We start from the raw sequence: 22192 nt of genomic DNA on the forward strand, positions 1-22192 counted from the left end.
ATGCCGGAGTTGAGGCAACGCAGGAGCGGTTGCCCGATGTCCGCAAGGCGCGGAAGCGGGGTGCCCCTCTCTTTGGTTACTTTCTCTCGGGCAAGCGAGAGAAAGTGACTCGCCCTCCGAAGGAGGACGAAAGCTCTTCGCTCTGAAACATAAAGCAGGCAAAAAGCATCGTGCGCGAGTGGGCTCCTGCGCGGGACGGCAGGCGGCGGTGGGGTCTTCGTTGAATCAGCCGGTGTTCTGCAAACCCTGCGAGACGCCGTTGACACAGGCGACCAGGGCCTGAAGCACGGCGTCGTCGGCGCGATCGCCGGCGCGCCAGCGCTGCAGCAGGTCGACCTGCAGCAGGCTCATCGGATCGACGTAGGGATTGCGCAGGCGGATCGAGGCGGCCAGGCGCGGGTCGCCCTGCAGCAGGGCGTCGCTGCGCTTCAGTCGCAGCAGCCAGTGGCGGGTGCGGGCGAACTCGTCGCGGATCAGGCCGAAGAATTCGTCGTGCAAGGGACCGGACAGTTTCGAGAACGCCTCGGCGATGTCGAGGTCGCACTTGGCCAGCACCATCTCCACGTCATCGAGCAGGTTGGCGAAGAACGGCCAGTCGCGCGCCATCTCGGCCAGCGCGTCCTCGCCGAATTCGCCGGCGCCCTGCTCCAGCGCGCTGCCCAGGCCGTACCAGCCGGGCAGGATCGAGCGGCACTGGGTCCAGGCGAACACCCACGGGATCGCGCGCAGATCCTGCACGCCGCGCATGCTGCGGCGACTGGCCGGCCGCGAGCCCAGGGTCATCTGCTCGATCACGTCGACCGGGGTGGCGCTGCGGAAATAGTCGACGAAGCCAGCGCGCTCGACGAAGGCGCGGTAGGTCTTGCGGCTGGCCGCGGACAAGGCGTCCATCTGCTCGCGCCAGCGCTGTTCGCGCGGCTCGCTTTCGCGTGGACGCAGGCTGGCGCGCAGCACCGCACCGACCGTCTGTTCGAGGTTGCGCAGCGCCAGCGCGCGGATGCCGTACTTGCGATGGATCACCTCGCCCTGTTCGGTCACCCGCAGCACGCCGGCCACCGCGCCCCGCGGCGAGGACATCAGCGCCGGCGTGATGCGCGCGCCGCCGCGGCTGGCCGAGCCGCCGCGGCCGTGGAAGAAGGCCAGCTGGATGCCCGCTTCGTTCGCCACTTCGAGCAGTTCCACCTGGGCGCGTTGCAGGCCCCAGCGCGAGGCCAGCGTGCCGCCATCCTTGCCGCTGTCGGAATAGCCCAGCATCACCCACTGCTGGTCGCCGCGTGCGGCGAGGTGGCGACGGTAGACCGGATCGTCGAGCAGGGCCCGCAGCGTGGCCGGCGCGTTCTTCAGGTCGTCGACGGTCTCGAACAGCGGAGCAATGTTGAGCGGCACGTCCTTCGTCTCGTCGACCAACCCGCCCCGCCGCGCCAGCGCCAGCACCGCCAGCACGTCGGCGGCGCTGCGGGCCATGCTGATGATGTACAGGCCGGTGGCGTCGACGCCGTGGCTTTCCCGGCTGTCGCGCAAGGTGGTGAACACGGCTTGCAGCGATGTGGCGCTGTCATCGTCGCTGTCGGGAAACCTCGCCTCGCCGCTGGCGTACGGGCGCAGTCGCTCGGCGCGCTCGGCGCCATCGCGGCCGGCCCAGCCCGCGTCGCCGAGCAACGCGGCCAGGGCGTCGTCGTGCACGCGCGAGTCCTGGCGCACGTCGAGTCGGGCCAGGTGGAAGCCGAAACTGCGCACACGGCACAGCAGGCGCTCGACCGAGTAGGCGCCGGCATGGACGCCGTGATGCTGCAGCAGGCTGTCGGCGATCAGCTGCAGGTCGTCGAGCAATTCCTGGCTGGACGCATAGCCGTCCGTTTGCTGGTCCTGGGTCAGTGCCAGCCGCGCACCGATCAGCTGCAGCAGGCAGCGGTACGGCATGTCGGCGTGCCGCGGGCGGATCTGTGCCGCGGCATCGGGAAAGCGCGTCCGGTAGTCCGCCACGCGCGCCAGCAGGGCGCCGGTGACCGCGACCCGGCCTTCGGTCTGGCTGAGCGATCGCGCCAGCGCGGCCACGTCTTCGCGATAGCGCTCGATGACCATCGTGCGCTGCGAGTCGAGGCAGTCGGCGATGGTGTTGGCACCCACGTTCGGATTGCCGTCCATGTCGCCGCCGACCCAGCTGGCGAAACGCAGCAACTGCGGCAGCTTGATCGCAAGGCCGTAGGTTTCCTGCAACGCCTGGGCCAGCGACTCGTACAGCGCCGGCACGATCCGGTACAGCGGGTTGGTCAGGTAGAAGTCCACGTGCTCGCGCTCGTCCTGCACGCTGGGCCGCACCGGCGAGGCCTCGGCGGTCTGCCAGCCGGCGGACAACGCCATGTAGATGCGCTGGTCGTCCTCGCGGCATTCCTGCGGCGTGCGCTGGGGATCGAAGCCATCGATCAGCGAGGCCACGATCGCCTGTTCCTTCTCCAGCAGCGAGCGACGCACGGCCTCGGTGGGATGCGCGGTGAACACCGGCTCGATCCACAGCCGGTCGAGCCAGCCGACCAGCTCGTCGGCGCCGACGCCTTCAGCCTTCAGCCGACCCAGCACGGCGAGCAGCGATTCGGGCTGCGGCGCGCTGCCCTCGCGCTGGTAGTCGCGGCGGCGACGGATGCGATGCACCCGCTCGGCGGTGTTGACGGCCTGGAAGTAGGTGGCGAACGCGCGCGCCAGCGCCTCGGCCTGGGCGGCGTCCTGGCCTGCCAGCGAGTCGGCCAGCTCGTCCACCGAAGCACCTTCGCGGCGGCGATGGATGGCCGCGATGCGCACCTGCTCGACCCGCTGGAAGAAAGTGCCGCCGCCCTGCTCGGCCAGCATCCGGCCGACCATCGCGCCGAGCCGGCTGACGTCCTCGCGCAGCGGGCCGTCCGGCGGCAGGAATTCGGGTTCGCGACTCTGTTCCACGCGGTGGCTCCCTGGCTGGTCAAGCCTCCAGCCTAACCAATCCTGATCCGGGAGACACCCGACGATGCGGCATAAGCTCATGTCTGCCGCTACAATGCGTCCTTTGCACTGCCCGCCGAGGGGCGCTGCGACCGTTGGTAGTGAAGGCGGATCCATCCGCAAAACCCCGCACATCCCTGGTGCGGACTCTTCACGACAACGGCCAGGCTCGGCGCGGCACGTTCCACAACGGCGCCCGGTTGCTTTACGCGAGCCCCTTCGCGAAGAAAGACCGGCCAACCATGGCCGGACTCTTCAAAAAAGCTCGCACTAACCGGAGATATCCATGAACGCCGCACTGAAAGAAAACACCCACGACTACAAGATCCGCGACATCTCGCTCGCCGATTTCGGCCGCAAGGAACTGGACATCGCCGAGCACGAGATGCCCGGCCTGATGTCGATCCGCCGCAAGCACGCCACCGCCCAGCCGCTGAAGGGCGTGCGCGTGACCGGTTCGCTGCACATGACGATCCAGACCGCGGTGCTGATCGAGACGCTGAAGGACATCGGCGCCGACGTGCGCTGGGCCTCGTGCAACATCTTCTCGACCCAGGACCACGCCGCGGCCGCGATCGCCGCCACCGGCACGCCGGTGTTCGCCTGGAAGGGCGAGACGCTGGAAGAGTATTGGGACTGCACGCTGGACGCGCTGTCCTTCCCCGACGGCAAGGGCGGCTTCCTCGGCCCGCAGCTGGTGGTCGACGACGGCGGCGACGTGACGCTGCTGATCCACAAGGGCTACGAGCTGGAGAACGGTTCGAAGTGGGTCGATGAAAAAGCCTCCTCGCACGAGGAGCAGGTCATCAAGAACCTGTTGAAGCGCGTGCACGTCGAGCGCCCGGGCTACTGGCACACCGTGGTCAAGGACTGGAAGGGCGTCTCCGAGGAGACCACCACCGGCGTGCATCGCCTGTACCAGCTGGCCGAAGCGAAGTCGCTGCTGATCCCGGCGATCAACGTCAACGACTCGGTGACGAAGTCCAAGTTCGACAACCTGTACGGCTGCCGCGAGTCGCTGGCCGATGGCCTGAAGCGCGCGATGGACGTGATGCTGGCCGGCAAGGTCGCCGTGGTCTGCGGCTACGGCGACGTGGGCAAGGGCTGCGCGCACTCGCTGCGTGCCTACGGCGCCCGCGTGGTGGTCACCGAGATCGATCCGATCAACGCACTGCAGGCGGCGATGGAGGGCTTCGAGGTCAACACCGTCGAATCGACCTTGGGCCGCGGCGACATCTACGTCACCACCACCGGCAACAAGGACGTGCTGCGGCTCGATCACCTGAAGGCGATGAAGGACCAGGCCATCGTCTGCAACATCGGCCACTTCGACAACGAGATCCAGGTCGACGCGCTGAACGCGATGGCCGGCGTGACCAAGCTCAACATCAAGCCGCAGGTGGACAAGTACACCTTCTCCGACGGCCGCGCGATCTTCCTGCTGGCCGAAGGCCGGCTGGTCAACCTGGGCTGCGCCACCGGCCACCCCAGCTTCGTGATGTCCAACTCGTTCGCCAACCAGACGCTGGCCCAGATCGACCTGTGGGAGCATAAGGACAGCTACGAGAACAAGGTCTACATCCTGCCGAAGAAGCTGGACGAGGAAGTCGCCCGCCTGCACCTGGAGAAGATCGGCGTGAAGCTGACCACGCTCAGCGACGAGCAGGCGAAGTACCTCGGCGTGCCGGTGGAAGGTCCGTACAAGCCGGATCACTACCGCTACTGATGTAGCCGGGAATGGGGAATAGAGAATGGGGAATCGCCCCGGTTCTCCTGCACAACGGGACGCAGCGATGCGTCCCGTTTTTTTATGCATCTCTCGTGATCCCCAAGCCAGCCAAAGCGTCCACGCTTTGACCATTCTCCATTCCCGATTCCCCATTCCGTGTTCGGCTATCTATCGCTTCATCGCGAAACAAAGATATATACTCCCCGGCACCGCCCACCGGATGCCCAGCGATGCCGTCGATCAGCTTCGAATTCTTTCCACCCAAGACCGACGAGCAACGCGCGCAGCTGGATCGCGCGGCGCAGCTGCTGAAGGCGCACCAGCCGGAATACGCCTCGGTGACGTTCGGCGCCGGCGGCTCCACGCTGAGCTATACCGGCGACACCGTGGCGCGGCTGCACGCGCAGCATGGCCTGCCGGTGGCGCCCCACCTGTCCTGCATGGGCGGCACCAAAGCCGAGATCGCCGCACTGCTGGACGGTTATCGCGCGGCCGGTTATCGACGGCTGGTGGCGCTGCGCGGCGACATGCCCTCGGGCATGGCCACGGCGGGCGACTTCCGTTACGCGGCCGAGCTGGTGGCCTTCATCCGCGCGCACTGCGGCGACCACTTCCACATCGAGGTGGCGGCGTATCCGGAAACCCATCCGCAGGCCGACGACGCGCTGCGCGACCTGCAGCATTTCAAGGCCAAGGTCGACGCCGGCGCGAACGGGGCGATCACCCAGTATTTCTTCAACCCCGATGCGTATTTCCGCTTCGTCGACGACGTGCGCAAGCTGGGCGTCGAGGTGCCGATCGTGCCGGGCATCATGCCGATCACCAACTTCAGCCAGCTGCGACGCTTCTCCGAGATGTGCGGCGCGGAGATCCCGCGCTGGATCTCCAAGCGCATGCAGGCCCACGGCGACGACGCCGATGCCGTGCGCGCGCTCGGTGCCGAAGTGGTGGCGCAACTGTGCCGGCGCCTGCTCGACGGCGGTGCGCCCGGCCTGCACTTCTACACGCTGAACCGGGCCCGCGCCACGCAAGCGGTACTACAGCAACTTTCCTGAGACGCGGTGGCGGGTATGCTGGCGCGATGTATCGCCTGGCCACCCTGCTCTGCCTGATCGCGCTTGCCTGGGCCGCGCCCGTCGCGGCGCAGACGCCGATCCATCGCTGCATCGGCGCCAATGGCAGTGCGGTCTTCACCGACCAGCCTTGCGCCGCGCTGCAGGCCACCCCAGCCAGTCGTGTCGCCGCGTCGGCACCCGCCGTGACCGCCACCACCACGCCAACCCTGTGCGCCGCCACTCTGGGTGCGTTGCGCCAGGGCGTGATCGATGCCTTCGCCAGCCATGACGCCAACCGGCTGGCGGGCATGATGCTGTGGGACGGCTACGGCCGCGGCGCGGCCGTAGCCGACATCCAGTCGCTGACCCGGCTGATGAAACAGCCATTGCTGGACGTGAAGGCGCCCGACGAGTCCGCCGCGGCGCCGGCATCGGCCAGCAGCCTCGCCGATCCATTCGCCATGAACGTCGACCCAGCCCCGACAGCGCCAGCACACAATCAGCTGGTGGTGCACACCGCCGACAGCGACGGCAACGGCAACTCGCGCGAACTGCGCTTCGACATCGTCCACCAGGCCGGCTGCCTGTGGTTGCGCAACGCTGAATGAAGGCGCCCATTGACGCCGGCTCTGCCGACAGCAGTTATCATGGGCGGTCCCCATTGGAGAATCGACATGGCCCAGCAGTACCCCGAGTGGATCTGGCAGAACGGTGAGATCAAGCCGTGGGCCGAGGCGACCACCCACGTGATGTCCCACGCCCTGCACTACGGTTCGTCGGTGTTCGAAGGCATCCGCAGCTACGCCACCCCCGACGGCGCCGCGATCTTCCGCCTGACCGACCACATCAACCGGCTGTACCAGTCGGCCAAGATCTACGACATGGCGCTGCCGTACACGGCTGACGAACTGGCTGCGGCCTGCCGCGCGGTGATCAAGAAGAACGGCCTGGGCGCGTCCTACCTGCGCCCGGTGGCCTACCGGGGCCTGGGCGGCTTCGGCCTGTCCGCGGAAACCCCGATCGACGTCGCGGTGGCGGCATGGCCGATGGGCCCGTACCTGGGGCCAGAGGCCCTGGAAAACGGCATCACCGCCTGCGTGTCCAGCTGGCAGCGCTTCGCGCCGAACACCATCCCGGCCGGCGCCAAGGCCGGCGGCAACTATCTTTCCGGTCAGCTGATCGCACGCGAAGCGCGTCGCCTCGGCTTCGGTGAGGGCATCGCGCTGGCCTCCAGCGGCCTGCTCAGCGAAGGTGCCGGCGAGAACCTGTTCCTGGTCTTCGATGGCGTGCTGCACACCACCCCGGCCAGCGCCTCGATCCTCACCGGCATCACCCGCGACACGCTGAAGACACTGGCCCGCGAAGACGGCATCGAAGTGGTCGAACGCGACCTGCCGCGCGAATACCTCTACCTCGCCGACGAGATCCTGATGTGCGGCACCGCCGCCGAAGTCACCCCGATCCGCTCGGTCGACGGCAAGCAGGTCGGCAACGGCACCGCCGGCCGCGTCACCCGCCGCCTGCAGGAACTGTTCTTCGGCCTGTTCGACGGCCGCACCCACGACAAGTGGGGCTGGCTGGAGCAGGTCTGAGTCAAGAGCGACCCCCTCCCAACCTCCCCCTGCACGCAGGGGGAGGAGCAACGCCGCCCAGCTCCCTCCCTTGCACGCAGGGGGAGGAGCAACGCCGCCTGACTCCCTCCCCTGCAACGCAGGGGAGGGTTGGGGTGGGGTCGCTTTTGACTCTCGGGAAACAGGAATTCAGCCGAACCTGATGCAGGCGATCGCCCCGTTGGCATCGCTGCGGGGCCGCATCGACACATTCCAGCCATACAGTTCGCACAGCCGGCGCACGATGGCCAGACCCAGCCCGGCACCGCTGCCGCCGGCACCTTCGCCGCGCACGCCGCGCTGGAACAGGCGCTCGGCATCTTCCGGCTTGATGCCCGGGCCGGTGTCGATCACTTCGATGCTGCCGTTGCCCACCACCACCTGCACGCTGCCTTCGAGCGTGTACTTGATCGCGTTGCCGATCAGGTTGGTCAGCGCCACCGACAACACGGAGGCCGGGGCATTCACGCTGACCTGCTGCTCGGTCCGCAGCTCGACGGTGAGCGGCTTGCCGCGCACCTGGGGACGCTGGCTTTCGATCACGTCGGCGGCGACCTTGCCGACCTCGGTGGTTTCGCCGCGGGTCGGGCCACGCCGCTCGGCGCGTGACAGCAGCAGCAAGGCCTCGATCAGCTCGGTGGCCTGGCGCGAGGCGCGCTCGATCCGCTTCAGCCGCTCGCTCAGCTTTTCCGTGAGATCGGGCGATCCCTGCAGCAATTCGGTGGTACTGGCGATCACCGCCAGCGGCGTGCGCAGTTCGTGGCTGACGTCGGAATTGAATTCGCGGTCGCGCTCGACCATCGCCGTGAGCCGCGCCGAATACTCGTCCAGCGCATGCGCCAGCTCGCCCACCTCGTCGTCGGCGAAATGCTGGGCCAGGGGCTCGGCCTTGCCGGCCTTGCGGAAATCGCGCAGGCGGTTGGCCAGCTCGCTGACCGGCTTGAGCACCTTGCGCGACAGCCACAGGCCAATGGCCAAAGACAGCAATCCGAAAAGAAAAACGGCGCCGATCACGCTGGCCAGCAATTGCTGTTTGCCCAGTTCGTCACGCGAAACGTCGTACTGGAGGAAGCTGATGATTCCGTCCATGCGCCGCACGGCCAGCTTGTAATGCCGCGTGCGCCCGTCCGCTTGCGGCTCGTAGATGTCGTGCACGCCGGTGTCGAGGTTTTGCCAGTCGAGAGGCGCCTTGTAGATCGTTCGGTCGCTCCACGAGGCGGCTTTGACGATGTCGAACGAGGGCGCGCGATCCGGGTGGGCGCGCACTTGCGCGTTGAGGTGGTCAACCTCGTCCTGCAGGCTCGAAGTGATCAGTTGATCCTCGAGGCGGGTGCGGATATTCAACGCGGCGAACGCAAACAACGCGCTGAGGCCGAAGCCGAACAGCGTGAAGGAAAGGATCAACCGAAAACGAAGCTTACGCCTGGACTGCATCCGGCTCGACCATCCGATAGCCAATGCCGTGCCGCGTGTGGATCAGCGGCTTCTCGAAGGGTTTGTCGATCGCGGCGCGCAGACCGTGGATATGCACGCGCAACGAATCGCTGTCGGGTAGTTCCTCGCCCCACACCTTCTGTTCCAGGTCCTGCCGGGTGACCACCGAGGGACTGGCTTCCATCAGCGCCTGCAGCAGCTTCAGACCGATCGGGTTCAACTGGATCGACTTGCCTTCGCGATTCACCGTCAGCGTGTCGAGGTTGAAGGTGAGGTCGGCCACTTTCAGAACGCGGCTCTGCGGGCCCTTGCCTCGGCGTGCCAGCACTTCGAGTCGCGCGGCCAGCTCCTGCAGCGCGAACGGCTTGGTCATGTAGTCGTCGGCGCCCGATTCGAAACCGGTCAGCTTCTGCTCCAGCGCGTCGCGCGCGGTCAGCATCAGGATCGGCGTCTGCTTGTGCGCCTCGTGGCGCAACTTGCGGGCGACCTCCAGGCCGTCCATGCCGGGCAGCGTGAGATCCAGCACGATCACGTCGAAATCGTGCACCACGGCCAGATGCAGGCCGGTCACGCCGTCACCCGCGAAATCGACCACGTTACCCCGGTCTTCCAGGTAATCGCCGATGTTGGTCGCGATATCGCTGTTGTCTTCGATCACCAGTACGCGCATGTGTCACTCCTGCGCAGCCGGCTCACGGGCCGGCTGGGGCTGTCAGCTTAACAATCTTGGATGAACGCAGCGCGGCGGCAGCGAAAGAAACCTGAACGCGCGTTCGTGTGGCACTCGTGCGGGCAAGAAAAAGCCCAGATGCGCGACTCGCCGTCGCCCACCTGGGCCCAAGTTACTGCCCCGATACCATCGTCTGCCGGCGCCGCACCCTGCGGGTCGCGGTGTCGCAAAAAACAGTGGAAGCGTTATAGGGCGTGGCGGGTTATGAGCGAGTTAACACCGTGTCAATTCACATCCTGGCGGGAAGCCGACGACGGCCGTCAGGCCTTCGCGGGACGCCGGCGGGCGCGGGTTTCGCCGGGTTTTACGGCAGCCTGCGCTTCCAGCAAGGCCATGATCGCCGCCGCCACATCCACCCCGGTGGCGGCCTCGATGCCTTCCAGTCCGGGCGACGCGTTGACCTCCAGCAGCAGCGGCCCGCGGTTCGAACGCAGCAGGTCCACGCCGGCCACGCCCAGGCCCAGCGCGCCGGCCGCCGCCACCGCGATGCGCTCCTCGTCGGCGCTCAGCGTGGCCGCCTTCGCACTGCCGCCGCGGTGCAGGTTGGCGCGGAAATCGCCGGGGCTGGAGTCGCGCTGCATCGCCGCGACCACCTGGTTGCCGACCACGAAGCAGCGCAGGTCGCTGCCCTTGGCCTCGGCGACGAACTCCTGCACCAGGAAGTTGGCGTACAGGCCGCGGAACGCCTCGATCACGCTCTGCGAAGCCGCGCGCTTCTCGGCCAGCACCACGCCGGTGCCCTGGCTGCCCTCGTTCAACTTGATCACGTGCGGCGGATCGCCGAGCAGGGCCAGCACGTCCTCGGTGTCGTCGGGGTTGTCGCCGAACACGGTCACCGGCATGTCGATGCCCTGGGCGGCCAGGATCTGCAGGCAGCGCAGCTTGTCGCGCGCCCGCAGCACTGCGTCGGACGGGTTCGGCGTGTACACGCCCATCATCTCCAGCTGGCGCAGCACGGCGGTGCCGTAGAAGGTGCTGGAGGTGCCGATGCGCGGGATCACCGCATCGATGTCGCGCACCTCCTTGCCCTTGAAGCGGATCGACGACGCACCCGGCGCGATGCGCACGTAGCAGCGCAGCGGATCGAACACCCGCACCACGTGCCCGCGCACGCGCGCGGCCTCGACCAGGCGCTTGGTCGAATACAGTCGGGTATTGCGCGACAGGATCGCAATTTTCATGGGCAGGCCGTCATCGGGATGGCGCGGTCGTGGTCGACGGCCGCGGCTGGGTATAGGAAAGCGCCGGGTCCACCGCAACGCGCCCGCTCAGCGCACTGCGACCCAGCAACATCGGAAACAGCATATGCCGGCGATCGGTGAGATTGACGTCGATCTCGAATCGCTGCCCGGCCAGTTCTACCGCAGTGCGAATGAACCAGCGCTCAGTGCGGCGGCCGCCGGTATCGGTGACCGTGCGCCGATCCAGCGCAGGCGCTTCGCAACTGATCGCCAGCGGCGAGCGCCGCCCCACGTGCAGGCTGAAGCGCAGCCAGGTATCGCCGTCGCGCTGGAAGGTTTCGAGGGTGTCCACGTGCAGCGAACTGCTGCGCGCCCCGGTATCGAGCTTGGCCTTGAGCAGGGGAATGCCCAATTGCGGCAACGCCAGCCGCTCCCGCCAGCCCAAGGTAATCAGATCCGCCATGTGGGTTGTGGAAAGCTCGGGGATCGATGCAGCGGGGAGTGGAGCGGGTGAAGGGAATCGAACCCTCGTCAGTAGCTTGGGAAGCTACAGCTCTACCATTGAGCTACACCCGCACTTGGCCGGCGGATGGTAACCCGGGATTCGCGTGGTTGGAAGGCGGCGTCAGGAGCGACCCCACCCCGGCCCTCCCCTACGAGCAGGGGAGGGAGCAATGGCCAGGAGCGGCGCACCCAACGGGTGCTGAACAATCGCCTGCGCATACTCGGCGCGGGGTCATCGTTTGGTCGACACTGCGCGTTCACGACCCCATGACGAAACCCCGCCCCGCTCCCGCCTCATCTGCACTTGCCAAGGAGAGCCGCATGTCCAGGTTTGCCGAGTCCCCTGTTTCATGGCGCCGCTACCGGCGCGTGCTGGCGGTGTTGCTGCTGTGCCTGGTCGCCGGATTGGCGCAGGCGCAATCCGACGCCCCATCCGACGCCGATGACAGCGCCGACCCGCCGACCCGGGTGGCGCGCCTGTCGTATGTCGGCGGCGACCTGGGCTTCCTGCCTTCCGGCGCGAAGGACTGGAGCGACGCCAACGTCAACCGCCCGCTGACCACCGGCGACAAACTCTCCAGTGCGGCGGGCACGCGCGCCGAGCTGGAGTTCGACGGCGGCGCCCTGCGCATCGACGGCCAGTCCGACCTCGGCCTGCTCGACCTCAACGACCAGCTGGCGCAGATCGAGCTGACCCAGGGCAGCCTGAGCCTCACCGTGCGCCGGCTCGGCGACGGCGAAAGCTACGAGATCGACACCCCCGCGGTGGCCTTGGTGGTGGACCAACCCGGCACGTTCCGCGTCGACGTCGATCCGCGCGACGGCAGCACGCGCATCGCGGCGCTAGATGGCGCCGCCACCGTGTTCGGCGAGAACAACGCCCAGCGCTCGATCAATCCCGGCCGCAGCTACCGCTTCACCGACGCCAGCCTGAGCATGGTGACGATCAGCGACATCGCCGGCGGCGACGCCTTCGATCGCTGGGCCAGCGAGCGCGATCGCCGCTACGCACAGTCCGACAGCAGCCAGTACGTCTCCGACGACGTGGTCGGCTACCAGGACCTGGACCAGTACGGCGCCTGGCAGGACAGCAGCGAATACGGCGCCGTGTGGTATCCGCGCAACGTCGGTTCGGACTGGGCGCCGTACCGCAACGGACACTGGACCTACATCGCGCCCTGGGGATGGACCTGGATCGACGACGCGCCCTGGGGTTACGCGCCGTACCACTACGGTCGCTGGGCCTACACCCAGCGCGGCTGGGGCTGGATTCCCGGCCCCCGCGGCGTGCGTGCAATCTACGCGCCGGCACTGGTCGCCTTCGTCGGTGGTGGTGGCTGGTCGGTGGGCATCGGTGGCGCGCCGGTGGGCTGGTTCCCGCTGGGCCCGGGCGACATCTACAACCCGTGGTATCGCTGCGGCCGCCGCTATTACACCCGCGTCAACGTGCACAACATCCGCGTGCGCGGCGGACACGATCCGCGGCGCGACGTCGACGACCACTACAACCGCTATCGTCGCGGCGACTTCGCCCGCGGCGACCACCATCGCGGCGCGCCTCGCGGTTTCACCGCGGTGTCCGGCGACAACTTCGCCGGCGGTCATCGCGTGAAGGGCAATCGCCTGCATGTCGATCCGCGCAAGCTCACCGACACGTCGTTGCGCACGCGCGACATCGCCGGCGTGCGTCCCACCGACCGCGGCGACCACGGGCCGCGCACCACCCACGTGCGCAACCTCCCCGCCGGCGGCTTCACCCGCGAGGTGGTCGCCCGTCGCGCGCCACCGAACATCCACGACGCCCCCGTGCCGAACCACGGCAAGCTGACGGGCGACACCTCCAGCGGACGGGTGCGCGTGCTGGGCAGCCAGGGCCCGGCGCGACGCCCGCCGATGGCCGATCGCGACGGTGGCAACGTGCGCCGCACCGCGCCCGCAACGGCGCAATTGCCGACGGTACCTCGCATCACGCCGGCCACTCGCGAAGACCGCATGAACAATGCCCGTGACGACGGCGAACTGCGCTCGGCCCGCTTCGCGCATCCACCCAGTCCTTACGGTGCCGACCGCCGCGAAAGCATGCAACGTCCCGGAGTGAGCTACATCGCCCCGAGTCCGCCCACGCCGGCGGTCAACGAGCGCGCGCCCCGCCCGATGCCGCCGACCCGGCGCGACGATGCGCGCGTGGTGCCGTATGACCGCGCGCGATTCCAGCGCGTGACACCGCAGCAGCCCGTCACCACGCCCGCGCGCAGCGAGCCCGAACCACGCCGCTTCGAACGTCCGCAGCCACGCTTCCAGCGCCCCGAACCCATGCAGCGCGAGCCCATGCGCGAAGCGCCGCGACCACAACCCCGTCCCAGCGCGCCACCGCCGCCGCGCTACCAGCCGCAGCAACGCCCGGCACCGCGAGTCGAAGCACCCAGACCGCAGCAGAACACGTCGCGGCCATCACCGAGAAAGGGCGCCGAGCGGCTGGATCGGGAAGATCGGCGGCACTAGGGGCAAGAGCGGCCCCCACCCCAGCCCTCCCCTACTTCGCAGGGGAGGGAGTGGAACGCACAGCCTCAGGCTAGGCCCCCTCCTCTGCTCGCAGGGGAGGGTCGGGGTGGGGTGCGCTTTTGACTTTGCGCTTGAGGCGAAGAGCGTCCAACGCATCCGGCATCAGCCGACGCCGGCACAAGCCCTACAATAGGCGGATGTCCGAGCCCACCGACTCCCCCACACCCGATTACATGCGCCGCATCCGCAGCTTCGTGCTGCGCGAGGGCCGCATGACGCCCGCGCAGCAGCGCGCCTTCGACACCTTGTGGTCGCGCTTCGGCATCGACTACCGCGGTGCGCCGCACAACTTCACCGCCAGCTTCGGCCGCAGCGCGCCGCTGGTGCTGGAGATCGGCTTCGGCAACGGTGAGGCGCTGGCCTGGGCCAGCGAGCACGACCAGGCCCGCGACTTCCTCGGCGTGGAAGTGCACGGCCCCGGCGTGGGCCGGCTGATGAACGCACTGGCCGCCCGCGACGCCAGCAATGTGCGCATCTACAAACACGATGCGGTGGAAGTGCTGGAATACGAGATCACGCCGGGCACGCTGGCCGAGGCGCGCATCTGGTTTCCCGACCCGTGGCACAAGAAGCGCCACAACAAACGTCGCCTGATCCAGCCCGAATTCGTCGCCCTGCTCGCCTCGCGCATGGCCCCGAACGGCCTGCTGCACCTGGCCACCGACTGGCAGCCCTACGCCGAACACATGCTCGAAGTGATGGAAGCCGCCCCCGCCTGGCGCAACCAGCTCGGCGCCGGGCAGTACGCCGAGAAACCCGAGTGGCGCATCGAAACCCACTTCGAACGGCGCGGGCTGAAGCTGGGGCATGGGGTTTGGGATTTGCTTTACCGGAAAGTCTGAGCAAGAGCGTGACCCCACCCCAACCCTCCCCTACTTCGCAGGGGAGGGAGAAAAGCTGCGAGCTCGCCGGAACTACTCCCTCCCCTACAACGTAGGGGAGGGCCGGGGTGGGGTCACGCTCTTGACCTCTCCTCCAGCACCCGAAAAATCTCCCCCACCACATCCTCCGTGCGCAGCAGCACATCGTCATTCCAGAAGCGCAGCACGCAATAGCCCTCACGCTCGAGAGCTTCCGTGCGTCGCCGGTCGTACTCGACTGCGTCCAGGTGCTGGCCGCCATCCAGCTCGACCACCAGCCGCGCGGGCACGCAGATGAAGTCCACGATGTAACTGGCCAGCGGATATTGCCGCCGGAACTTGTGGCCGGCCAGTTGGCGATGCCGCAGGTGTTGCCACAGACGCCGCTCGGCATCGGTCCCTTCATTGCGCAGGCGGCGGGCACGGATCCACTTGATGTGCATGGCGAGTCCTTTCGCTGGGGGTGGAAAAGCGTAACCCCCTCCCAGCCTCCCCCTGCAAGCAGGGGGAGGAGCAGTACGGCGTGCTCCCTCACCGCATCACATAACTCATCGCAACCGCACTTCTCCCTCCCCTGCTCGCAGGGGAGGGCTGGGGTGGGGTCAAGCTCTTGGGGTCAAGCTCTTGGCCTCAGGTTCACCAGCAACCGCACCACCCCGCTTATACTCACGGACATCCGCCCAGGGACGAATCGACAGCAGCGTGAAGTTTCCACTGCCCCGCCGTATCCACCGCAAGCCGCTGCGCCGCAGGGACGTCAGCTGATGGCGCTCTCGCTCACCCCCGAAATGATCCTGGTGCTCGGGCTGGTGGGTTTCACCATGCTGATGCTGGTGCTGGAGTGGATTCGCGCCGACATGGTGGCGCTGCTGGTGGTGGTGGTGATCGGCCTGACCGGGCTGATTCCGTCCGATCGCGTGTTCAACGGCTTCGCCGGCAACGCGGTGATCGCGATCATCGCGATCATGATCATGGGCGAGGGACTGGACCGCGCCGGCGTGCTGCAGCTCACCGCCAACTTCGTGATGCGCATGGCGCGCGGGGCGGAGTCACGCCTCGGCATGGTGATCAACATGGTCGCCAGCCTGTTCAGCGCGGTGATTCCCAGCCAGGCGCTGGCCGCCCTGATGATCCCGGTCAGCAGCCGGCTCGCCGCGCGCACCGGCGTGCCGATTTCGCGGCTGCTGCTGCCGATGGCGTTCTGCATCCTCACCGCCACCAACACCACGCTGATCGCGAACTCGCCACTGATCGTGCTGAACGACCTGATCGCCAGTGCCAACGTGAACCTGCCGCCGGGCGCGCACACGATCCCGAAGTTCGGCCTGTTCAGCGTGACCCCGGTGGGCCTGGCGCTGGCCGTGGTCGGCATCGCCTATTTCTATTTCTTCGGCCGCAAGCTGCTGCCTGGGCACGAGGACGAACGGCTGAAAGTGACGCCCGGACGCACCGAAAGCTACTTCGCCGAAACCTACGGCATCGTCGGCGAGACCGCCGAGCTCACCGTCACCGCCGAGAGCCCGCTGGTCGGCATGAGCATCGGCGAGGCGGAACAGCTGTACGAGGCGCCGCTGATCCTGGCGATCAAGAGCGGCAACGACGCGCGCATGGCGCCGCCGGCCGACCACGTGATCTGGGTCGGCTCGGTGCTGGGCGTGCTCGGCCCACGCGAGCAACTCAACCAGTTCGCCAACAACCAGCTGTGCCGCCTGTCCACCCGCATGCGCCAGCTGGGCGAGCTGTTCAACCCGAGCCGCGCCGGCATTTCCGAAGTGGTGATTCCACCGGTGTCGCGCTTCATCAAGCACACCGTGGGCGAGCTGCGCCTGCGCAAGCGCTTCGGCATTTCCGTGCTGGCGGTGACCCGCGGCGACAAGGTGCTGCGCGAGGACGTGCGCGGCGTCAGCCTGCGCGCCGGCGACACCGTGGTGCTGCACAGCAACTGGCGCGACCTGTCGCTGGCCGCCGAAGACCGCGACCTGGTCGTGGTCACCGACATCCCCAAGGAACAGCAGCGCCCCGGCAAGATCTGGCAGGCGGTGGGCTTCTTCCTGCTGGCCAAATGCCTGGCCCTGTTCACCAACCTCGACCTGTCGGTGGCGATGATGACCGGCGCGATCGGCATGCTGCTCACCGGCGTGCTGAATATGGACGAGGGCTACAAGGCGATCAACTGGAAGACCATCTTCGTCACCGCCTGCCTGATTCCGCTGGGCTGGTCGATGGACGCCACCGGCACCGCCGCGTGGATCGCCCAGGTGGTGCTGGATCATCTGGGCAGCGCATCGCCGTGGGTGCTGCAGCTGTGCCTGGCCGTGCTCACCCTGCTGTTCTCGCAGGTGATGTCCAACGTGGGCGCCACCGTGATGATGGTGCCCATCGCCATCAGCGTCGCCGTCGCCACCGGCGGCAACCCGTCGGCCTATGCGCTGATCGTCGCCGTATCCTCCTCCAACACCTTCCTGCTCAGCTCCGGCCATCCGGCCCTGATGATGGTCACCGGCCCCGGCGGCTACAAAGGCAGGGACTTCCTGCGCGTGGGCGTACCGCTGACCCTGGTGGTGCTGGTGGTCACGCTGGTGGCGATCAATTTGTTGTTCCGCTAGAGCGAAGAGCGACCCCACCCCGGCCCTTTCTGCGACCGAAGGAAGTCCCCTTGCGGGACGAGCAGGGGAGGGAGCAGAGCGCGAGGCTCCGAGTCGATTCCTCCCCCTGCTTGCAGGGGGAAGTCAGGAGGGGGTGCGCTCTTGATCTTGCTCCCCACCCAAGAGCGACCCCTCAGCTAAAGCACTCCCTGCGGTCGCCCAACCCTCCCCTGCGAGCAGGGGAGGGAGCAGAGCGCGAGGCTCCGAGTCGATTCCTCCCCCTGCTTGCAGGGGGAGGTCAGGAGGGGGTGCGCTTTTGATCTTGCGCTCCACCCCAAGAGCAACCCCTCAGCTAAAGCACTCCCCTACGGTCGCCCAACTCTTTCTGCGACCGAAGGAAGTCCCCTTGCGGGACCTGCAGGGGAGGGAGCAAAACGGCGGCGGCGACTACAATGCGGGGTTACCAACCACTTAGTGGAACGACTGCATGCCCCCACTCCCCTGCTTCAAGGCCTACGACATCCGCGGCCGCGTGCCTGACGAGCTGGACGAAGACCTGGCGCGTCGCATTGGGCTGGCCATGGCCGCACAGCTGGGCCCTGGCCCGGTAGTGCTGGGGCGCGACGTGCGCCTGAGCAGTCCGGCGTTGCAGGCGGCGCTGGCCGACGGTTTCCACGCGGCCGGGCGCGAGGTGCTCGACATCGGCATGGGCGGCACCGAAGAGGTCTACTTCCAGACCATGCACCTGGGCGCCGCCGGCGGCGTGATGGTCACCGCCAGCCACAATCCGATGGACTACAACGGCATGAAGCTGGTGCGCGAAGGCTCGCGGCCGATCAGCGGCGACAGCGGCCTGTTCGCGATCCGCGACTTCGCCGCAAGTCATCAGGCGCCCATCCCCGCCGGCGTCGCCACGCCCCGGGCGATGACCGACAAGTCCGCCTATATCCAGCACCTGCTCGGCTACATCCAACGCGACCGGCTGAAGCCGCTGAAGATCGTGGTCAACGCCGGCAACGGCGGCGCCGGCCTGATCGTGGACCAGCTCGCGCCCCACCTGCCGTTCGAGTTCATCCGCATCCAGCACGAAGCAGACGGCCATTTCCCCAACGGCATCCCCAACCCGCTGCTGCCCGAATGCCGCGCCGCCACCGCCGATGCGGTACGCGCCCATGGCGCCGACTTCGGCGTGGCCTGGGATGGCGACTTCGACCGCTGCTTCTTCTTCGACGCCGACGGCCGCTTCATCGAGGGCTACTACCTGGTCGGCCTGCTGGCCACCGCCCTGCTGGCGCGCCATCCCGGCGGCAAGATCATCCACGACCCGCGACTCACCTGGAACACCATCGAGATGGTGCAGCAGGCCGGCGGCGCCCCCGTGCTCAGCAAGACCGGCCACGCCTTCATCAAGGAACGCATGCGCGCCGAGAACGCCATCTACGGCGGCGAAATGAGTGCCCACCACTACTTCCGCGACTTCGCCTACTGCGACTCCGGCATGATCCCCTGGCTGCTGATCGCCGAACTGGTCAGCACCCGCGGGCTGTCACTGGCCGAACTGGTGGAAGACCGCATGCGCGCCTTCCCCTGCAGCGGCGAAATCAACTTCAAGGTCGCCGACGCACGCGCCGCCACCGAGCGGGTGATGGGCCACTACGCCAGCCAGTCACCCGCCCTCGACCACACCGATGGCATCAGCGCCGACTTCGGCCCGTGGCGCTTCAACCTGCGCAGCTCCAACACCGAACCGCTGCTCCGGCTCAACGTGGAGTCGCGTGGCGACGTGGCGTTGATGCAGGAACGCACGGGGGAGATTTCGGCGTTGATTGCGGGGGCGTAGAGCCGGGGCGAAGAGCGACCCCACCCCAGCCCTCCCCTACTTCGCAGGGGAGGGAGCAAGGCACGGAGCTTCGGGCTCGTCCCTCCCTTGCGCAGCAGCCTCGGGCTCGATCTCTCCCCCTGCGCAGCAGGGGGAGGTTAGGAGGGGGTGCGCTCTTGACGTTGCACTTCATTGAAGACCCGCCCTCCCTGCGACCCGACGAAGCCCGCCCTCAACAAGCAACACCACGCGCAAAACACGCCCACTCCCGCAAAACTTGCAACGAAACGACGCACGTCCCTCCCATCCATCGATCCAGAATCCTCACCCACACCCCGTTCACCTACACCACCCAAGCCTGAACGCCCTCGCCAGTCTCCCCGATTCAGCCGTCCATACCTGATAAGATTGGAAACCCTTGATGCCCATCACGGATCAAGGCGGCTCTTTCTGACACCAGGGGGCCGGGTTGCTGTAGAGCCTGAGTACGGTTGGTGGAACGGCGGCGCTGTTCCGGACAGCCGGGTCCAGGCCTCGATGTTGCCCGGTTGGTGTCCGCAAAGAGCTGGCCTTAACCAAAATGTCCACTGCCGGCAAGGTAGAGGACTCATAAAAAGGCGACACTCTCCGTCCACCCGGATCGTGCTGTTTTGAAATAGTCCACAGGGATACTGGAGACTCATAACTCATGCAGGACACACGGATGATTCTTGCTTGCGTGGCAACGGCCATCACCTCGCTCGTCGCGATCATCGCCCTGCGGCGGTTCGCGGGCGCGCTTGGACTGGTGGACCACCCCAACGAACGCAAGCATCACGTCGGCAGCGTGCCGCTGGTCGGCGGCCTGGCCATCTTCATCGGCGTGCTGGTGGGTGCCTGCATCTGGGGCCGGTTCCAGCTGTTCGGCCAGGTGCTGCTGGGTACGTCATGCGTGCTGGTACTGCTGGGCGCACTGGACGACCGCTCCGACCTCAGCGTGCGCACCCGCCTGCTGGTGCAGACCATCCTGATCCTGACCGTCATCGGCAGCACCGGCGTCTACATCCATTCCCTGGGACACATCTTCGGTTACGAGCTCACGCTGGGCTGGGTCGGCATCCCGCTCACCGTGGTGGCCGTGATCGGCCTGCTCAATGCTTTCAACATGATGGACGGCATCGACGGCCTGGCTGGCAGCCTGGCCCTGGTCAGCATCGCCGCGATCGTGCTGTTCGCCGGCCCCCACGCGCTGCGCGGATCGCTGGCCCTGATCACCCTGCTGGCCATCGCCGCCATCCCTTACCTCTTCGCCAACCTCGGCCTGATGGGTCGCAAGATCTTCATGGGCGACGCCGGCAGCATGGTGCTTGGCTACCTGCTGGCCTGGACCCTGATCCGCCTCAGCCAGGAACCTCACAGTCAACTTTCGCCGGTCGACGTACTCTGGTGCGTGGCCCTGCCCGTGCTGGACACCCTGGCCGTGATGTACCGCCGCCTGCGCCAGGGCAAGTCGCCGTTCAAGCCCGATCGCGGCCACATCCACCACATCCTGATGGGCATGGGCCTGGGTCCGCGCGCCAGCCTGGTAGCGTTGGTCGCACTGGCGGCGTCGATGGCCTTTCTTGGCAGCGTGACCAGTTCACTGGGATTGGGTTCTGGCACCAACCTCGCAGCGTTCTGCATTTTCTCCATGGTCTATACAGTCACGGTCACGCGGATCTGGGTTCGCCAGCAAGCCGGGAAAGGCATGCACATGGCCAAACCGCTCGCCGCCAATGACGACCACGTCGTCCGGCTCGCGCGCCAGCGTGTCAACAGGGATTCCGTCGCCGAGGCGGATTGACCCCTCTTAGTCGTGGATCACTTGCTGGACCGTTTGAACTCGCCGATCTGGCAGTCGTGTCTTGTCGCGGGGATCGGGCTGGCTTTGCTGGTTTTGCGGCGCTATCGAACCGGCTGGCCATTCCTGTTGATTGCCGCTGCCTGGCTCTATCTCTGCTCCACTCCGGCCTTCGTTGGCCTGATGCGCGACAATCTCGAGTCGCCATATCCCTATTCGCCAGCAAGCACCTACCCCATCGTCGATGCCATCGTGGTCTTCGGCGGCGATGGCATGCCCGATCCGAAAACCGATTGGACAGCTGACCCGAACAGGATCAGCCGCAATCGCCTGGGCTTTGCCTATCAGCTCTACCGCGCAGGACGCGCACCGATCATGGTGCTGTCGGCCAACAAGGGTGGCGCGATCAAGATGGCCCGGATACTCGAAACAAAAGGGCTGCCGAAGGCGGCGTTGAGGGTCGAGCGCCAGGCCGACAGCACCTACCAAAACGCGCTGTACTCCTCACGCATCCTCAAACAGGAAAAGCTTGGCCGCGTTCTCCTGGTGACCTCGCCCTATCACATGCCTCGCGCACTTGCGGTACTTCGCGAACAGGATATCGACGCCACCCCTGCGCCGACCATGCCCCAAGTGAAGCCCACCATCGAGGGCAATGCCTGGTTGCCTCATCGTTCTGCCTTGTTGCGCAGTCATACCTATCTACACGAATACCTGGGCTTGTTCGCCTATGGACTGTGTGGCTGGACCTGAGCCAACGTTTGCACATACACAGTTGACTGTTCTCCCTGGTGAACCGCCACCTGATCGGTCGGTACAGCCCCCATCCGCCGATAGAACTTGTGCGCGGGCGCCAGTGCCTCTCCCACAATGATCCTGAAGGACAGAATGCCGGTTTTCCGAAAATGCTCTTCCAGTCGACGATACAGCCGCTCGGCAACCTGCTGCCCACGGCAGGATGGGTCGACCGCGATACTCAGCAATTCGGCCTCCGGCAGGTTCGGCGGCAGGCTGTGGCCGCGGCTGTAGCGCAGGATTTCGAGAATCCGCAGGATGCGTCCCGGCCGCACCAGTGAGGGCAGCAGGGCGACTCCGAGGCGGAATGGCGAACGCAACATGCGCTTGTAGATGGCGCCCATGCCGCAACCACCCGCCACAAAGCCGACGACGCGACCGTCGCGCTCTTCGACTAGCAACACGCTGGCCGGCGCCTCGTCGATCGCCTGATACATCAGTGCGACAAAGCCCGTACCCAACGTCGCCAGGAAACCTTTGTTGATGTTGTCCACATGCAACCGGGCAACCTGCTGATAGAGATCACGGCGTTCCATCGA

General features: G+C 66.9%; 17 protein-coding genes, 1 tRNA gene and 1 riboswitch. Of the genes, 10 read left to right on the top strand and 8 right to left on the bottom strand.

The genetic code is table 11. The annotated features are described in order from the left end of the window. Positions 1–225: 225 nt before the first annotated feature. Positions 226–2931: a phosphoenolpyruvate carboxylase gene (gene ppc, locus ASD82_RS13835; protein WP_056718407.1), complete on the bottom strand. Its 2706-nt coding sequence runs from the start codon at positions 2929–2931 to the stop codon at positions 226–228. Between the two features lie 111 nt (positions 2932–3042). Next, positions 3043–3175: riboswitch (S-adenosyl-L-homocysteine riboswitch) on the top strand. 81 nt (positions 3176–3256) lie between these two features. On the opposite strand from ppc, the gene ahcY reads away from it, so the two are divergent. The 4 genes from ahcY (at position 3257) to ASD82_RS13855 (ending at position 7346) form a co-directional block, all read left to right on the top strand. After that, a complete protein-coding gene (gene ahcY, locus ASD82_RS13840; RefSeq protein ID WP_056718408.1) occupies positions 3257–4696 on the top strand; it encodes an adenosylhomocysteinase in 1440 nt (479 codons plus the stop codon). 233 nt (positions 4697–4929) lie between these two features. Continuing rightward, complete coding sequence (metF, locus tag ASD82_RS13845; protein WP_056718409.1) at positions 4930–5754, top strand: methylenetetrahydrofolate reductase [NAD(P)H]; 825 nt, start codon at positions 4930–4932, stop codon at positions 5752–5754. Between the two features lie 26 nt (positions 5755–5780). Then, complete coding sequence (locus ASD82_RS13850) at positions 5781–6362, top strand: DUF4124 domain-containing protein (protein WP_056718410.1); 582 nt, start codon at positions 5781–5783, stop codon at positions 6360–6362. A 66-nt stretch (positions 6363–6428) separates the two neighbouring features. Further along, on the top strand, positions 6429–7346 hold the full coding sequence (locus tag ASD82_RS13855) for a branched-chain amino acid transaminase (RefSeq protein WP_056718411.1): 918 nt from the start codon (positions 6429–6431) through the stop codon (positions 7344–7346). Between the two features lie 168 nt (positions 7347–7514). On the opposite strand, the gene ASD82_RS13860 is transcribed toward ASD82_RS13855, so the two are convergent. From ASD82_RS13860 to ASD82_RS13880, 5 genes are all read right to left on the bottom strand, one after another. Beyond that, a complete protein-coding gene (locus ASD82_RS13860; protein ID WP_056718412.1) occupies positions 7515–8798 on the bottom strand; it encodes a HAMP domain-containing sensor histidine kinase in 1284 nt (427 codons plus the stop codon). Continuing rightward, on the bottom strand, positions 8782–9468 hold the full coding sequence (locus tag ASD82_RS13865) for a response regulator transcription factor (RefSeq protein WP_007809337.1): 687 nt from the start codon (positions 9466–9468) through the stop codon (positions 8782–8784). Before ASD82_RS13865 ends, ASD82_RS13860 begins: the two co-directional genes overlap by 17 nt. Positions 9469–9788: 320 nt before the next feature. Further along, the gene (rimK, locus tag ASD82_RS13870; RefSeq protein WP_056718413.1) at positions 9789–10709 is read right to left on the bottom strand and encodes a 30S ribosomal protein S6--L-glutamate ligase; all 921 of its coding nucleotides are present in this window, start codon (positions 10707–10709) and stop codon (positions 9789–9791) included. Between the two features lie 10 nt (positions 10710–10719). Continuing rightward, positions 10720–11172 carry a RimK/LysX family protein gene (locus ASD82_RS13875; RefSeq protein ID WP_056718414.1) on the bottom strand — a complete coding sequence of 151 codons (453 nt, stop codon included), beginning with the start codon at positions 11170–11172 and terminating at the stop codon, positions 10720–10722. Between the two features lie 39 nt (positions 11173–11211). Beyond that, positions 11212–11285: transfer RNA gene (locus tag ASD82_RS13880), tRNA-Gly, on the bottom strand. Positions 11286–11534: 249 nt separating this feature from the next. On the opposite strand from ASD82_RS13880, the gene ASD82_RS13885 reads away from it, so the two are divergent. Continuing rightward, a complete protein-coding gene (locus ASD82_RS13885) occupies positions 11535–13715 on the top strand; it encodes a DUF6600 domain-containing protein (RefSeq protein WP_056718415.1) in 2181 nt (726 codons plus the stop codon). A gap of 197 nt (positions 13716–13912) precedes the next feature. Then, positions 13913–14617, top strand: coding sequence for a tRNA (guanosine(46)-N7)-methyltransferase TrmB (gene trmB / locus ASD82_RS13890; RefSeq protein WP_056718416.1), 705 nt, complete (start codon positions 13913–13915; stop codon positions 14615–14617). 113 nt (positions 14618–14730) lie between these two features. Here trmB and ASD82_RS13895 read toward each other — a convergent pair whose 3' ends face one another. Next, entirely contained in the window at positions 14731–15078 is a 348-nt protein-coding gene (locus ASD82_RS13895; protein ID WP_056718417.1) for a DUF559 domain-containing protein, read from the bottom strand. Between the two features lie 321 nt (positions 15079–15399). Here ASD82_RS13895 and ASD82_RS13900 point away from each other — a divergent pair, with 321 nt between their 5' ends. From ASD82_RS13900 to ASD82_RS13915, 4 genes are all read left to right on the top strand, one after another. Continuing rightward, positions 15400–17241, top strand: coding sequence for an SLC13 family permease (locus tag ASD82_RS13900; protein WP_200946054.1), 1842 nt, complete (start codon positions 15400–15402; stop codon positions 17239–17241). Positions 17242–17707: 466 nt separating this feature from the next. After that, positions 17708–19060, top strand: a complete 1353-nt coding sequence (locus ASD82_RS13905) for a phosphomannomutase/phosphoglucomutase (RefSeq protein WP_056718419.1) — start codon at positions 17708–17710, stop codon at positions 19058–19060. Between the two features lie 697 nt (positions 19061–19757). Then, positions 19758–20861 (top strand): undecaprenyl-phosphate alpha-N-acetylglucosaminyl 1-phosphate transferase, encoded by a 1104-nt coding sequence (locus ASD82_RS13910; protein WP_082585361.1) that lies wholly within the window; start codon positions 19758–19760, stop codon positions 20859–20861. 12 nt (positions 20862–20873) lie between these two features. After that, a complete protein-coding gene (locus ASD82_RS13915; RefSeq protein ID WP_056718421.1) occupies positions 20874–21611 on the top strand; it encodes a YdcF family protein in 738 nt (245 codons plus the stop codon). On the opposite strand, the gene ASD82_RS13920 is transcribed toward ASD82_RS13915, so the two are convergent. After that, positions 21587–22189 (bottom strand): GNAT family N-acetyltransferase, encoded by a 603-nt coding sequence (locus ASD82_RS13920; RefSeq protein WP_056718422.1) that lies wholly within the window; start codon positions 22187–22189, stop codon positions 21587–21589. The two genes, ASD82_RS13915 and ASD82_RS13920, sit on opposite strands and share 25 nt — an antisense overlap. Positions 22190–22192: the final 3 nt, after the last annotated feature.

Origin of the sequence: Rhodanobacter sp. Root179, from assembly GCF_001428465.1 — a bacterium.
In the GTDB taxonomy this organism is placed as follows: Bacteria; Pseudomonadota; Gammaproteobacteria; order Xanthomonadales; family Rhodanobacteraceae; genus Rhodanobacter.